This is a genomic window from Photobacterium damselae subsp. damselae (assembly GCF_038086725.1).
Taxonomy (GTDB): Bacteria; Pseudomonadota; Gammaproteobacteria; order Enterobacterales; family Vibrionaceae; genus Photobacterium; species Photobacterium damselae.
The window spans coordinates 1,055,488-1,070,627 of the sequence record NZ_CP146970.1 but is presented as its reverse complement, the minus strand read 5'-3'; the positions used below and the strand labels follow the sequence as shown (position 1 = coordinate 1,070,627).

Here is a 15,140-nt window from a genome sequence, read left to right as displayed (position 1 = left end):
TTGCTATCCGATTAAGTCATTTGCAGTTTAAGAATTTAATTTCGCCCCGCAAATTAAAACGTCCTCATTTGTGATCTTTATCACCAGAGTTGGCAATATCTGAGCGATTTTGCTAGCTCGATCATAAAACTTATTTTATCATTCGAAACAAAGGCGATATGCCGCTATGATTTCCCTGTTTTAATTATTCTGTATGAGGTGTCACCGTGAGACTTATCCCGCTAGATAACGCAAAAGATGTAGGTTTGTGGTCTGCTCGCTATATTGCTGATCGTATTAATAAATTCCAGCCAACAGCTGAGCGTCCATTTGTACTAGGTCTACCGACTGGTGGTACACCACTAGCGACTTACAAACGTCTTATTGAGCTTTATGAAGCGGGCGAAGTAAGTTTCAAGCATGTTGTTACTTTCAACATGGACGAGTACGTAGGCATGCCTTCTGATCACCCAGAATCATACCGTAGCTTTATGTACAACAACTTCTTCAATCATATTGATATTCAAGAAGAAAATATCAATCTTCTTGATGGTAATGCAGCGGATCATGTTGCTGAATGTCAACGTTATGAAGACAAAATCAAATCTTACGGTAGAATCAACCTATTCATGGGTGGCGTAGGTAACGACGGTCATATCGCATTTAACGAGCCAGCATCGTCTCTATCTTCTCGTACTCGTATCAAAACATTAACTCATGATACTCGTATCGCTAACTCTCGTTTCTTCGATGGCGATATTAATCAAGTACCTAAATACTCTCTAACTATTGGTGTGGGTACACTGCTTGATTCTGAAGAGATCATGATTTTGGTTACAGGTCACAACAAAGCACAAGCACTAGAAGCTGCTGTTGAAGGTTGTGTTAACCACCTATGGACTATCTCAGCTCTACAGCTGCATCCAAAATCACTGATTGTATGTGATGAGCCTGCAACTCAAGAACTTAAAGTTAAAACGGTTAAATATTTCCAAGAGCTAGAAGCTGAAAACATTAACCACATGTAAAAATAAAGGAACTGTTCATGTACGCGCTTACCAATTGTCGAATCTTCACAGGTAGCGATGTGCTGAATAACCACGCCGTCATTGTTGACGGCGTGAACATTCATGCTGTTTGCCCTGTTGCAGAACTTCCACAAGATATCAAAACTATTGACCTAAACGGTGCTAACCTAACTCCAGGTTTTATTGACGTCCAACTTAATGGTTGTGGCGGTGTGATGTTCAACGATGAAATCAACGCTGATACGATTCACACAATGCACCGCGCAAACATCAAATCAGGCTGTACCAGCTTCCTTCCTACGCTTATCACTTCATCTGATGAAGATATGAAAGCGGCTATTAAAGCTCAACGCGACTACGAAGCAAAATACCAAAACCAATCACTAGGTCTACACCTTGAAGGTCCATACCTAAACGTGATGAAAAAAGGTATTCACAATATTGATTACATTCGTACTTCTGACGATGCCATGATCAATACCATTTGTGAAAATGCGGATGTTGTTACCAAAGTAACACTGGCGCCTGAGCAAAACGACCACGCTCATATCCAAAAACTGGTTGAAGCGGGTGTTGTTGTTTCAGCAGGTCACACTAACGCAACTTATGTCGAAGCTCGTAAAGGCTTTGCCTCTGGTATTACCTTTGCCACTCACCTATTTAACGCAATGACACCTATTGCAGGTCGTGAGCCAGGTATGGTCGGTGCTATTTATGATACCCCTGAAGTATACACAGGTATCATTGCTGATGGTTTCCATGTGGATTATGCAAACATCCGTATGGCCCATAAAATGAAGGGTGAAAAGTTAGTTTTAGTGACCGACGCCACAGCCCCGGCAGGTGCTAACATGGATCACTTTATTTTTGTCGGTAAGAAAGTATATTACAGAGACGGCAAGTGTGTTGATGAAAATGGCACACTAGGCGGCTCAGCACTGACAATGATAGAAGCAGTACAAAATTGTGTTGAGCATGTGGGTATCGCCCTGGACGAAGCGATTCGTATGGCTACCTTGTATCCTGCTCGCGCAATTGGCGTAGACAAGAAACTTGGTGCTGTTAAACAAGGTATGGTTGCAAACCTAACTGTGTTCGATCGCGATTACAACGTCCAGGCGACAGTTGTTAATGGTGAATACGAGCAGAATTAAAATATGACAGGCGGACAAATTGGTAATGTAGATCTAGTAAAACAGCTAAATAGTGCCGCTGTTTACAGACTTATCGACTTACAAGGCCCTATATCACGCATTCAGGTTGCTGATGTAAGTCAGCTTGCTCCTGCAAGTGTTACTAAAATTACCCGCCAACTGCTTGAGCGCGGCCTTATTAAAGAGGTCGCGCAACAAGCTTCTACAGGTGGTAGACGCGCAATTTCTCTTACTACTGAGTCAACTCCTTTCCATTCGGTAGCAATCCGTCTTGGACGAACTTATATCGAACTCACGATTTTTGACTTAAGTGGTAAACATATTGTGAGCGATTCGCATCGTTTTCAATACTCCAACCAGCAAGAGTTGACTGATGGTTTAATTAATCACATTCGTCAATTTATTGCAGAAAATCAAAATGTTATCAAAGAACTTGTGGCATTTGGCATTACTCTTCCAGGTCTTATTGATCCGGAAACTGGCGTAATCGAATACATGCCTCATATCGAAGTCGATCATTTTCCTTTAGCAGATATCATCAATGAAAAATTTGGTGTTTCTTGTTTTGTTGGTAATGATATTCGAGGCCTAGCTCTTGCTGAACATTACTTTGGCGCAAGCCGCGACTGTAAAGACTCAATCTTAGTCAGCATGCATCACGGTACGGGCGCAGGAATTATTGTTAATGGTCAGGTTTTTTTAGGCCATAACCGTAACGTTGGTGAAATTGGTCATATCCAAATTGATCCATTAGGTGATAAATGCCAATGCGGCAATTTTGGTTGTTTAGAAACAGTAGCAGCCGATCCTGCCGTAATTCGACACGTTCAAGAACTGCTTGACCAAGGTTATCCAAGCACTCTTCAGGAGCTAGAAGAGCTTACTATGCCAGCTATCTGTATGGCAGCTAACAAAGGGGATGAACTGGCTGTTCAAGCCCTCACAAAAGTAGGAAACCAATTAGGTAAAGCACTGGCAATGACGGTCAACCTATTTAATCCGCAAAAAATTGTTCTAGCAGGCAACATTACCCAAGCTAAAGACATTGTTTTCCCTGCGATTCGTCGCTGTGTTGAAACGCAGTCACTTTCTACATTTAACAAAGATCTTCCTATTGTTACCTCTGAGCTTTATAGCCAACCAACAATAGGCGCATTTTCAATGATCAAGCGCGCAATGCTAAACGGTGTTCTACTGCAACGTTTGTTAGAAGATTAAAAAGCAGCAACGAAACCGTAATAATCGGTTACATTGCATTTTAAGGGGAGGCTCATCACAGTCTCCCCTTTTTGATATACTCAACGTAACTTTCTATTTTCTTAGCATATAATGACAAACAACTAGAGGTTATTTTGCTCGATTATTTTAAATGAGCATGTTGCAAAATATCTCACACATCAAGTCATCATATATCTGTAAATTGAGTTATGACTTCTCCAACACATACTGTCTTGAGAGAAGCTTGGATATATTTTTGAGTACAAAATAAAGGAAAGATTACCGAGATATGGAAATCGTTTTTATTATTACCGCTTTTGTAGCTGGCTTTATTGCACTTCGCTGCAAACTTCCACCGCTGGTTGGCTTTCTTATTGCTGGCTTTTTTCTTAATAGTTTTGGCTACCACTCTACCGATGCGTTAACCACATTTGCCGATTTAGGCGTAACCTTACTTTTATTTACCATCGGCTTAAAATTGGATGTCAAAAACTTACTGGCAAAAGAGATCTGGGGAGGCGCAACCTTACATAATCTGCTGTCAACACTGCTCTTTACTCTATGTCTGAAAGGGCTTCAGTTACTTGGTCTAAATATGTTAGCTGGCCTTGATATGGGACAACTGGCTCTAATGGGCTTTGCACTCTCATTCTCAAGTACTGTTTTTGCCATTAAAGCCTTACAAGAAAAAGGTGAACTCAACGCAACCTATGGTACTTTAGCCATTGGGGTGCTGGTTATGCAAGATATCTTTGCCGTCGTTTTCTTAACAGCCTCTACCGGGAAAATGCCTGAAATCACAGCGTTAGGCCTCTTTGCACTTCCCCTTCTACGCCCTCTATTTTACCGAATCTTAGATAAAGCAGGTCACGGTGAAATGTTGGTGCTTTATGGTATTTTCTTAGCCCTTGTTGCCGGAGCCGGTCTGTTTGAATCTGTTGGTATGAAACCGGATCTGGGGGCTCTGATTCTCGGTATGATGCTCGCCAGTCATCCAAAAGCGTCTGAATTATCAAAATCACTCTTTAATATTAAAGAAATCTTGCTGGTTTGCTTCTTCTTAAATATTGGCCTGGCCGAAACCCCAACCATTGATGGCTTATTAATGGCATTGGTGTTGATGCTCATTTTGCCATTAAAAGGCATTTTGTATTATCTTGTTTTCCATCTCTTCCGTTTCCGAGTCCGAACCTCACTGTTAGGCACTCTTACCCTATTTAACTACAGTGAATTTGGCTTAATTGTCGGTGGTGTCGCTTATAAATTAGGATGGTTGCCAGGCAATTTCTTAGTAGCGATTGCCATTGCCGTTTCTCTCTCGTTTTTAGTTGCAGCAACTGTAACCAGTGCGGGACACAAAATTTACAGTCAATCATCCCGTTGGCTAAAAGAGTTCGCTCCAGAACAACTCAACTCTGGCGATAAGCTTATCGATTTAGGCTCTGCTCGCATTATGATTTTAGGTATGGGACGCATAGGCTCAGGTGCTTATGATGAACTCACCGAACGCTATGGTCATCAAGTAATTGGAGTTGAAACCCGAGAAGATTCTGCCGAGCAACACAAACAAGAAGGCCGAAATGTTATTTGTGGTGATGCAACCGACCCCGATTTTTGGGCTCGCGTTATTAAACGTCGCAATATAGACCTTATTTTATTAGCTATGCCAAACAGTCAAGCCAATACTTTTGCCCTTGAGCAGATTCGCTTGCGTGATTATCAAGGTCAAATTGCCGCAATTGCCAAATACAGTGAAGATGAACAATGGCTAATCGAGCAAGGCGTTGACGCTGCATTTAACATTTACAGTGAAGCCGGAAGTGGATTTGCTCGTCACGTATGTGAGCATTTAGACCCTCAAATTCAACGCATACCTTAATTTCTGAGCAACATCTCAAATCAACTCAAGCGGCAATATTCTTATTGCCGCTTTCCTTTTTATGGTCAAAAAACAGCTTTCACTGAAAAATATTCAGTTATATTAAAAATAATCGAATAATATTTAACGACAAGGCTATAGTTTAAAATATTTCAGATTTTTCATTGCATTTTTTTACCGAATACGCAATTTTAGAAAACAACAAGGGAGCGACGAGAATTTGGCCAAATCGTCTATGTACCCAAACTCTAACCCGATGCATAATCAAACGAAGCAGCATAAGTTAGCGTGGTAAATAGGCAACTCGCGAACACCAAGATTTATGGATAGTCATTAAAAGTTTTTTGGAGTGGTAAGTAGTATGTGTTCTATATTCGGTATTCTTGATATTAAAAGTGATTCTTCTGCACTGCGTACAACAGCGTTAGAAATGTCAAAAAAAATGCGTCACCGTGGTCCTGATTGGTCAGGTATTTACTCATCAGATCGAGCCATCTTAGTCCATGAACGTTTAGCCATTGTCGATCTTAACAGCGGCGAACAGCCACTTTATAACCAAGACAAAACTCATGCTCTTGCTGTTAACGGTGAGATTTATAACCACAAAGAATTACGTGCTGAATTTGCGCCTGATTACCCGTTCCAAACCGAATCTGATTGCGAAATCATTTTGGCACTATACAAAGAAAAAGGGCCTGAGCTACTGGATTATTTAAACGGTATTTTTGGTTTTATTCTTTATGATGCAGAGCAAGATGCGTATCTGATTGGCCGTGACCATATTGGTATTATTCCACTTTATCAAGGCTATGATGAACACGGTAACTACTATGTAGCTTCAGAGATGAAAGCGTTAGTTCCTGTGTGTAAAACCATCAGTGAATTTCCTCCAGGTCACTTCCTATGGAGTAAAAAAGGTGAACCTGTTCGCTATTACAAGCGTGATTGGATGGAGTTTGATGCCGTAAAAGATGCGGTAACAGACAAACAAAAATTGGCAGACGCCCTTGAAAGCGCAGTAAAACGTCAGTTGATGACCGATGTTCCTTATGGTGTACTACTTTCTGGTGGCCTTGATTCATCGGTTATCTCAGCAATTACGAAAAAGTTTGCTGCTCGCCGTATCGAAGATGATGAGCAATCACAAGCTTGGTGGCCAACCCTACACTCATTTGCTATTGGTCTAGAAGGAGCACCCGATCTGAAAGCGGCAAAAGTTGTTGCCGATCATATTGGTACGGTACACCATGAGCTGACATACACAGTTCAAGAAGGCCTAGATGCTATCCGTGATGTTATTTATCACATTGAAACTTATGATGTAACAACCATTCGAGCATCAACACCTATGTATCTTATGTCTCGTAAAATTCGAGCTATGGGTATTAAGATGGTACTCTCTGGCGAAGGTGCTGATGAAGTCTTTGGTGGTTACTTATACTTCCATAAAGCGCCTAACGCTAAAGAGTTCCACGAAGAGACAGTTCGCAAGCTGCTTGCACTAAATATGTTCGACTGTGCTCGCGCAAACAAATCGATGGCCGCTTGGGGTATTGAAGCTCGTGTACCATTCCTAGATAAAGAGTTCTTGGAAGTGGCAATGAGCATTAACCCACAAGATAAAATGTGCGGTAACGGTAAGATTGAAAAACACATTATCCGTGAGTGTTTCGGTCATTATTTACCAGAATCTGTCGCATGGCGTCAAAAAGAGCAGTTCTCAGATGGTGTAGGTTATAACTGGATTGATACCCTCAAAGCTGTTGCTGAAGAAAAAGTTACCGATCAGCAAATGGAAACGGCAAAATTCCGCTTCCCATACAATACACCAACAACCAAAGAAGCGTATGCATACCGTGAGATTTTTGAGGAGCTATTCCCGCTAGAAAGTGCGGCACATTGTGTACCAGGTGGTCCATCTATTGCCTGTTCAAGCGCAAAAGCCATTGAGTGGGATGAGAGCTTTAAAAATGCCGCGGACCCATCTGGTCGTGCCGTTGCAGCCGTTCACTGTGATGCTTATAAAAAGTAACCAGTAAAAAGTAATAGACAAAAAAACCGCCATATTAATGATGGCGGTTTTTTTATTTAGCAATACATAAAAAGCGATTAACGCTCCCAGTATGCTTCCTCTAGGCTATCTTCACGCTCTGGTAAGCCACGAGACAGACGAGGAGAATATTGTGCTAACACTTCATAGCTCACACGGTTTGCATATAAGCAGATTTGAGAGAATGAAGAGTAAGTTAGGAAGCTGTGCTGATGCTTACTGGAGTTTGGTACATTCTCTTTGTGGTAACGGTTTGCAGACATATCATGCAATAACGCAGAAAGCGCACCATCACCTGCACCATTGGTATTCTTAATACGCTCTGGGCCACCCATGTATGGAGCAATATGAGAGTAAACCTTAATTGGCTGTTCACATTGTTCTTTTAGCATCGGACGACTGAACTCATACTGGTTGAACTCAGCAATATCACCAGGTAACAGAGGAAGGCTCGTTTGACGTTTAGCATCATCTTCTGTGTAGCCAGCCATGTATAAGCCTACAGGACCTGCAGTACAAAGCACTAGGTCAACCCACTCAAGTGCTTTATCGGCAGCAACAAGAGGATCCGACTCACCAGTTAGTGCTTCACCTTCGTCTTCATTCATCGCAACAACAGTCACATTGTCACGAAGGAAGTCACGCCACCATTGAGGATCGTCTTGAATAACGAACTTAGTACCTAGTGTTAGTACAACAGGCACATCGTATTTCTTAGCATATTCGATAGCACGCATGGTTGCGGCTGGCATTGGGTCGCCCTCTTTACAACGCACTAAGTACGCAGTAAGAACAAGCGCTGATGCATTTTCAAATACACTTTCAGGAATACTATCTGGGTGAAGTTGGTTCATACGACCTTCGTTGATCGCAAAAGTACGCTCACCTTCAGGTGAAATCAAAGCGAAACAACGACCGATAGGACCAGTTACTGGCTGTAGGAAGTTCATATCCATACGGCTAGATGTATTACATAGGTAACGATAAGCGTAGCTACCAATTTCAATATCTTTACTCATCACACCAAGTAGTACTGATTTATCATCAGCCAATACTGAATAGTTGTGTAGAGTATTACCGATAGTACCACCTGCAAATTCATGGGTGATTAAATCGTTATCTTTCAGCTCGCGGTAAAGGGCTTCTGCCATTTCATCAGTGATCACCAATGAGTGGCCTTTACTTAAGTTGTAACGTTCCAGGAAGTCATCGTTTACATATGCTTCGATATCAACCAGCGTTTGATCGATACCAACAACATGGGTACGTGCAAGACGTTTTTCTTGTTTAGTTTGACTTATAAGCGGATCACGGGCATGTACTGGAAAGTAATGCTTCGATTTTCTTTGGCCTGGAAATTTCATGTCAATGAGCTGTCAGTTGTGAGAATTTTGCGAATTCTATCACATAATCTAGAACATAAAAGAAAAAGCTCTTATCGCTTTTGTGAGAATCATCAGCAAATAAGAGCTTAATCAATATTTTTTCTTTATTTAGACTTGGTTTTATAACTTAAAAGAATGAGCAGGATTACAGTTATAACCAGCCTTGAGTATGTTGCTCAACTAACGTCGCCATCAAATGAATATGATCTTCGCTATCATTTAAACAAGGGATCAGGTTAAAGGCTTCTCCACCAGCCTCTAAAAAGACCTCCTTACACTCACCAGCAATTTCTTCCAATGTTTCGAGGCAATCAACCGAAAATGCTGGGCACATAACATCTAACCGTTTCACCCCTTTTTGCGCGAGAGCTCGAATGGTGCCTTCGGTATATGGTTTTACCCACTCTTCACGACCAAAAATAGATTGGAAACTCATGCTCATTTTCTCACGAGGCATATCTAAAGCTTGAGCAAGCGCTGCCGTGGTTCCATGACACTGTTCTGGATACGGATCACCGTTATCTGCATAGCGCTGCGGAATACCATGGTATGAACACAATAAATAATCAGGTTCTCCATGTTGCTGCCAGAATGATTTCGCACTGTGTGCAAGTGCAGCAATGTATCCTGGATGATCAAAATATTGATTTACAAAACGCAATTCAGGTAAATCTGAGCGCTGTTTAAGATCTTTGGCAATACGATCAAACACCGCAGCCGTAGTCGTGGCAGAATACTGAGGATAGAGTGGCAAGACTAAAATACGTTCACAACCACGTTGCTTTAGCTTATCCAAACCAGACAGTAAGCTTGGCTCGCCATAAGTCATTCCTAACTCCACAGGAACAGCTAACTGTTGTTCTAGTTTCTCTCGCTGGCTTTGTGAGTACACCATCAATGGAGAACCACCATCCATCCAAATAGATTGGTACAGTTTTGCGACTTTAGGTGAACGGGTAGGCAAGACGATACCGTGTAAAATTGGGCACCAAATAAAGCGGTTAGTATCTACCACACGATGATCATGAAGAAACTCTGCTAAAAATCGTTTTACACCGGCAGTCGTTGGTTCACTTGGCGTTCCAAGATTTGCTAATAATACGCCATATTTATGATTATCTTTCATTATTAACCAGATTCCTTTTCTCTTGCGCTCTAGTGTACCTTGTTAATAAAAAGAGTACAGTTTGTTATTGGCGCATGATGATTTTAATTCAATGAATTCTAGAACATTATCCACTCGTGACCGTAAGATAGAGAATGTAGAGTATGGTCACTAAGGCTTACTTATAACTATTAATAAATCACTTAATTACTGGATTACCGTAATCATGGCATAAAAAAAACGGGCCCTACCAATCGGTATGCCCGTTTTTTTCTATTGATAAAGGCTATGAACCCAAATCAATAATTAAGCAAGTGCTTTCTCAAGTGCTGCGCTTACTTCAGCAACAGGAAGAGTACCATCAAATTTTAGGTACTTAGTGTTGCCAGCAGCTGCTTCTTTACCATAGTACTCAATTAGAGGAGCAGTTTGCTCATGGTAAACACCTAGACGTGCACGTACAGTTTCTTCTTTGTCGTCATCACGAACAACAAGATCTTCACCTGTTACGTCATCTTTGCCTTCAACTTTAGGCGGGTTAAATACAACGTGGTAAGTACGACCTGAAGGAAGGTGAGCACGACGACCAGCCATACGCTCAACAATCACATCGTCAGATACGTCGAATTCGATAACGTAATCAACGTCAACGCCGATTTCTTTCAAACCATCAGCTTGAGGAATAGTACGTGGGAAACCGTCTAGTAGGAAACCTTTCGCGCAATCGTCTTCAGCAATACGCTCTTTCACTAGACCAAGGATGATATCGTCAGATACCAATTGGCCAGCATCGATTACTGATTTAGCTTGTTTACCTAGCTCTGTACCTGCTTTGATAGCAGCACGTAGCATGTCACCAGTAGAAATTTGAGGAATACCAAATTTTTCCATGATGAATTGAGCCTGTGTGCCTTTACCTGCACCTGGAGCGCCTAGAAGGATGATGCGCATCTTGATCCCCTATAAATAAAATGGAGTTTTGCAAAAGATGAAAAATACACTGATTAGCCAAGAGTCGCAAGCCCAGCACGGTCACTGGGCTTGCATTACATGAATTATCAGTAATAGTTGTCAATTAGATAAACAATTACTTAGCCAAAAGCTGATTCATTGCAGTTAAGAAACGTGAAGGGTCATCCATTGCACCACGTTCAGCAAGTAGAGACTGACCAAACAGCATCTCTACCCAGCGACCAAAGATCTCTTCATCCGCTTCATCTGCCATTTGTTTCACTAAGGCATGATCTGGATTTAGCTCTAAGATATATTGCACTTCTGGCGCTTCTTGACCCGCGGCTGCAAGCAACTTCGCCATTTGGGTACCCATTTCATTTTCATCGGTTACCACAACAGCTGGCGTGTCATGCAGTTTGAACGTAGTACGAACATCTTTCACGCGAGAACCTAAGTATTCTTTAGTACGCTCAACAACCGATTTGAAGGCTTCTTCAGTCTCTTTATGTTTCTCTTTTTCTGCTTCGTCTTCAAATTTTGACAGATCAAGATCAGACTTGGTGATAGATTGGAAACCTTTACCTTCAAACTCAGGCATATAGCTCATCATCCACTCATCAATACGATCGTGCATTAGAAGAACTTCAATACCTTTAGCACGGAACTGCTCTAGGTGCGGACTATTTTTCGCGGCATTAAAGTTATCAGCCGTGATGTAGTAGATCTTATCTTGGCCTTCTTTCATACGCTCAACGTAATCAGCCAAAGCCACCGTCAGTTCTGCGCTGTCGTTATGAGTTGAGCTAAAGCGTAGCAGCTGTGCAATTTTGTCGCGATTAGCAAAGTCTTCTGCTAAACCTTCTTTGATAACTTGACCAAACTCTTGCCAGAATGTCTGGTATTTCTCGCTGTCGCTTTTAGCCAACTTGCTTAGCATAGATAAAGCACGCTTAGTACACGCTTTACGAAGAGCTTGCGTCACCTTGTTATCTTGAAGAATTTCACGAGACACGTTTAGTGGCAGATCATTTGAATCAATAAGACCGCGCATAAAGCGTAAGTACATCGGCATAAACTGCTGAGCATCATCCATAATGAATACACGCTGTACATACAGTTTTAAACCGTGTTGGCTATCGCGATGGTACAGATCCCAAGGCGCTTTTGATGGAATATACAGCAAGCTAGTGTAGTCTTGCTTACCTTCAACATGGTTTAGACTCCAAGTTAAAGGCTCGGCAAAGTCATGAGAGACATGCTTATAGAACTCTTTAAACTCTTCATCGCTAATATCGGATTTATTGCGGGTCCAAAGTGCTTGTGCCTTATTGATTTGTTCCCACTTTTTACCGGTTTCATTACCTTCTTCATCACGTTCAGTCGTTTGAATAAGAACTGGAATGCCGATGTGATCAGAGTATTTACTGATGATGTCACGTAGGCGATATTCATCAAGAAACTCTTTTTCATCATCACGTAAATGAAGAATAATATCAGTACCGCGAGTGGCCTTGGCAGTGTTCTCAACCGTATAATCGCCTTCACCAGCCGATGACCAACTTACTGCTTGATCTGCAGGTACACCCGCCGCACGAGTATTTACGGTTACACTATCGGCAACAATAAAAGCAGAGTAAAAACCTACACCAAATTGACCAATAAGCTGAGAATCTTTGGTCTCTTCTTCATTCAATTTGGCAAAAAATTCTTTTGTTCCTGATTTAGCAATAGTACCTAGATGTTCAATCACATCTTCTCGGGTCATACCGATACCATTGTCACTGATTGTCAGTGTGCCTGCATCTTGATTAACAGAAATCTTAACCGCAAGTTCCGCATCATTTTCGTAAAGTGAGCCATCTGATAGCGCACGGAAACGAAGTTTATCAGCCGCATCGGAGGCGTTAGAAATGAGCTCGCGTAAAAAAATCTCTTTATTTGAATACAGGGAATGAATCATCAAATGAAGAAGCTGCTTCACTTCAGACTGAAAACCACGTGTCTCTTTGTTTTTATCTAGACTTTGTTCACTCATAAAAAAACTCCAAATGTAACGTATTTCCTACCTACTCCTAGATGTGGTCAAATTTATCTTTTTCAAGCAAATTTGATAGTTTTTCCTTTCTTTAGCTTTTTTGAGTATAATTTTTTTATTTTTATATTCAGAATGTATTAAGGGATTTTATGGTACACAAAGGGAAGAATACTCGCTTTGAGGCTAGACATGCATAAAACATCTGCTAAGCACTGTATTGGGCAACGTTTTATTTTTGATCCATACGACAATAGCTTAATTGACACAGTTGAAAATAATGAACTTATCCGCTTAGGTAGCAATGAAAGCCGAGCATTATCATTATTGATTGATGAACCAGGAGCGATCATTACACGTAATCGATTGCACGATTATGTATGGCGCGAACAAGGTTTTGAGGTTGATGATTCCAGCCTAACTCAATGTATATCAACGCTTCGTAAAGCACTTAAAGATCCAACCAAGTCTCCTGAGTATGTAAAAACCGTACCTAAACGCGGTTATCAAATGATCGCAACTGTCGAAAAATATGTGGATATGCCACTGGCTATTGCAGCAACGGAACACGCAGAAGATCTCACCTCGGTTCCTGAACACCATTATCAAGACAGTGCCCTTGTTACCGCTCCTCAAAGCGCAGTAGAAGTTGAATTATCAAATATTCAGCAGCCACAACAACAGCCTATAAGCACAGAACCTGTACAACAGAAAAGTTCGGCAAAGGTAACTGGCTCGCGCTCACTCTTATCTATCATCGCTTTGATACTGGCATTATTGATCCCTCTGGCAAGTTACTTTGCACCAGCAAAAGCTTCTGACAATTTTATTCCACTCTTTTCAGTTAAAGGGGTGCAAGTTGTAACACCAAATAACAACCCTATTATGAACGATTGGCAGAGCCTCATTTCGACCTGTATCACAAGTTATTTAGATAACCACCAGCAGGAGAGTAAACCAGTTAAAGTTATCGTAACCGGCGGACAGAGCAATCAAGTGTGGCTTAACTATATTCATACTGCACAAACTGCTAATGAAAATGTTACGCTTCGCCTACTTACCAGCCATGAGGATAATGCAAACTTATGTCGTTAAGTTCAACTAATAACAATAGCATCTCACTGGTTATGATAAATTTTTTGAAACGCTACTGGGCACTATTATTACTGCTCATCTCAATCGTTGGCAGTGCTTGGTTTTATCTATCGAGCGATTATAAGTTAGCACAAATGCTGATGTCGCGAGAGTGGCAATCCTCAACCTACAGCCGTATTGAACCGACTCAATTAGACGATTTACGTATGCTGCGCCGTGTTGAGCAAAATAGCCACATGGTGTATTTGCCAAACCATACTTACTCACGAATAACAGTAATGAAACTCTTTAGCCAAGATGAAGAGCCGATCTCATTGCATATTTCTGAAACTGGTAAGTGGAATATTAGTGGTCAGTATTTAATTACAAGGCCGTTGGAATTTAAAGAAATCACATCGGGTTCTAACCCTGACTTTAATAACCAAAATCTTAAAGTAGTGAAGAAAATCTTCCAAATGGATGCAGAACAGAGCCGTAAAATGGAAATTATTAATGATAAAACCATTTTATTTACCAGCTTAACTTACGGTTCTAATATATTTTACTCTTTATAATCAATCACCTGTAACGATACGAAAAAAATGATTGTAAAGTAAATTTCAAATAAAAAAATACCAGCACTTATTTGCTGGTATTTTTTTATTAAATAAGGCTATTAATATAGCTTCTGTCGACCGGCTAAAGAGTGTGAAAGCGTTGTACCATCAACTAACTCAAGCTCACCACCAACAGGTACGCCATGGGCAATACGGGAGGCAGGAACACCATATTCTTGACAGAGTTCAGCAATATAATGAGCTGTCGCCTCACCTTCTACCGTCGGGTTCGTTGCCAAAATAAGCTCCGAAATCGCTTCATTTTGCAGACGAAACTCTAGTGTATCTAAGCCAATATCCGAAGGACCAATGCCATCAAGCGGCGATAAATGTCCCATTAAGACAAAATAACGGCCTGAAAACTGCCCTGTTGCTTCAACCGCAACAATATCGGCTGGGCTTTCAACCACACAGACAATACCGTTCTCTTTGCGACGTGGATTGTCACAAATAGCACAGATATCATCTTCGGTGAACGTTCGACAATCACGACAATGACCAATTTCAGTCATCGCATGATTTAACGCCTCAGCAAGCTGTAACCCACCTTGGCGATTGCGCTGTAACAAACTAAAAGCCATACGCTGTGCCGACTTAGGACCGACTCCTGGCAAACAACGTAAGGCTTCCATTAATTGTTCCAGTAAAAGACTGGTACGCATTGA

The 15,140-nt window shown here is 41.3% G+C and carries 12 protein-coding genes; 7 read left to right on the top strand and 5 right to left on the bottom strand.

Going from position 1 to position 15,140, the window contains the following annotated elements; genetic code table 11:
- The first annotated feature begins 206 nt into the window (after positions 1–206).
- The 5 genes from nagB (at position 207) to asnB (ending at position 7,290) form a co-directional block, all read left to right on the top strand.
- On the top strand, positions 207–1,007 hold the full coding sequence (nagB, locus tag WAX86_RS04855; RefSeq protein WP_005300234.1) for a glucosamine-6-phosphate deaminase: 801 nt from the start codon (positions 207–209) through the stop codon (positions 1,005–1,007).
- Positions 1,008–1,024: 17 nt separating this feature from the next.
- Positions 1,025–2,161 (top strand): N-acetylglucosamine-6-phosphate deacetylase, encoded by a 1,137-nt coding sequence (nagA, locus tag WAX86_RS04850; protein WP_036764183.1) that lies wholly within the window; start codon positions 1,025–1,027, stop codon positions 2,159–2,161.
- Positions 2,162–2,164: 3 nt separating this feature from the next.
- Positions 2,165–3,379 (top strand): ROK family protein, encoded by a 1,215-nt coding sequence (locus tag WAX86_RS04845; RefSeq protein WP_065170218.1) that lies wholly within the window; start codon positions 2,165–2,167, stop codon positions 3,377–3,379.
- Between the two features lie 289 nt (positions 3,380–3,668).
- Complete coding sequence (locus WAX86_RS04840; protein ID WP_237034664.1) at positions 3,669–5,258, top strand: cation:proton antiporter family protein; 1,590 nt, start codon at positions 3,669–3,671, stop codon at positions 5,256–5,258.
- Between the two features lie 361 nt (positions 5,259–5,619).
- Positions 5,620–7,290, top strand: a complete 1,671-nt coding sequence (asnB, locus tag WAX86_RS04835; RefSeq protein ID WP_005300243.1) for an asparagine synthase B — start codon at positions 5,620–5,622, stop codon at positions 7,288–7,290.
- A 77-nt stretch (positions 7,291–7,367) separates the two neighbouring features.
- On the opposite strand, the gene WAX86_RS04830 is transcribed toward asnB, so the two are convergent.
- From WAX86_RS04830 to htpG, 4 genes are all read right to left on the bottom strand, one after another.
- The gene (locus WAX86_RS04830; RefSeq protein WP_044176158.1) at positions 7,368–8,672 is read right to left on the bottom strand and encodes an inosine/guanosine kinase; all 1,305 of its coding nucleotides are present in this window, start codon (positions 8,670–8,672) and stop codon (positions 7,368–7,370) included.
- A gap of 172 nt (positions 8,673–8,844) precedes the next feature.
- On the bottom strand, positions 8,845–9,819 hold the full coding sequence (gene hemH / locus WAX86_RS04825) for a ferrochelatase (RefSeq protein WP_171027373.1): 975 nt from the start codon (positions 9,817–9,819) through the stop codon (positions 8,845–8,847).
- 285 nt (positions 9,820–10,104) lie between these two features.
- Positions 10,105–10,749, bottom strand: a complete 645-nt coding sequence (gene adk / locus WAX86_RS04820; RefSeq protein WP_005300248.1) for an adenylate kinase — start codon at positions 10,747–10,749, stop codon at positions 10,105–10,107.
- Between the two features lie 136 nt (positions 10,750–10,885).
- Positions 10,886–12,787 carry a molecular chaperone HtpG gene (gene htpG / locus WAX86_RS04815; protein WP_341489194.1) on the bottom strand — a complete coding sequence of 634 codons (1,902 nt, stop codon included), beginning with the start codon at positions 12,785–12,787 and terminating at the stop codon, positions 10,886–10,888.
- Between the two features lie 189 nt (positions 12,788–12,976).
- Between htpG and WAX86_RS04810 the strand changes: the two genes are divergently transcribed.
- Together WAX86_RS04810 and WAX86_RS04805 are read left to right on the top strand one after the other, a co-directional pair.
- Positions 12,977–13,879: a transcriptional regulator gene (locus WAX86_RS04810; RefSeq protein ID WP_341489193.1), complete on the top strand. Its 903-nt coding sequence runs from the start codon at positions 12,977–12,979 to the stop codon at positions 13,877–13,879.
- Positions 13,880–13,923: 44 nt separating this feature from the next.
- Positions 13,924–14,433, top strand: a complete 510-nt coding sequence (locus WAX86_RS04805; protein ID WP_225314490.1) for a regulatory protein ToxS — start codon at positions 13,924–13,926, stop codon at positions 14,431–14,433.
- Positions 14,434–14,534: 101 nt separating this feature from the next.
- On the opposite strand, the gene recR is transcribed toward WAX86_RS04805, so the two are convergent.
- The gene (gene recR / locus WAX86_RS04800; RefSeq protein WP_036764189.1) at positions 14,535–15,137 is read right to left on the bottom strand and encodes a recombination mediator RecR; all 603 of its coding nucleotides are present in this window, start codon (positions 15,135–15,137) and stop codon (positions 14,535–14,537) included.
- Positions 15,138–15,140 lie beyond the last annotated feature (3 nt).

Excerpts from the sequence above, each read along its gene's own strand:
- nagA (WP_036764183.1), top strand. The coding sequence starts at position 1,025 with ATGTACGCGCTTACCAATTGTCGAATCTTCACAGGTAGCGATGTGCTG.
- WAX86_RS04845 (WP_065170218.1), top strand. The coding sequence starts at position 2,165 with ATGACAGGCGGACAAATTGGTAATGTAGATCTAGTAAAACAGCTAAAT.
- WAX86_RS04840 (WP_237034664.1), top strand. The coding sequence starts at position 3,669 with ATGGAAATCGTTTTTATTATTACCGCTTTTGTAGCTGGCTTTATTGCA.
- asnB (WP_005300243.1), top strand. The coding sequence starts at position 5,620 with ATGTGTTCTATATTCGGTATTCTTGATATTAAAAGTGATTCTTCTGCA.
- WAX86_RS04830 (WP_044176158.1), bottom strand. The coding sequence starts at position 8,672 with ATGAAATTTCCAGGCCAAAGAAAATCGAAGCATTACTTTCCAGTACAT.
- hemH (WP_171027373.1), bottom strand. The coding sequence starts at position 9,819 with ATGAAAGATAATCATAAATATGGCGTATTATTAGCAAATCTTGGAACG.
- adk (WP_005300248.1), bottom strand. The coding sequence starts at position 10,749 with ATGCGCATCATCCTTCTAGGCGCTCCAGGTGCAGGTAAAGGCACACAG.
- htpG (WP_341489194.1), bottom strand. The coding sequence starts at position 12,787 with ATGAGTGAACAAAGTCTAGATAAAAACAAAGAGACACGTGGTTTTCAG.
- WAX86_RS04810 (WP_341489193.1), top strand. The coding sequence starts at position 12,977 with ATGCATAAAACATCTGCTAAGCACTGTATTGGGCAACGTTTTATTTTT.
- recR (WP_036764189.1), bottom strand. The coding sequence starts at position 15,137 with ATGCGTACCAGTCTTTTACTGGAACAATTAATGGAAGCCTTACGTTGT.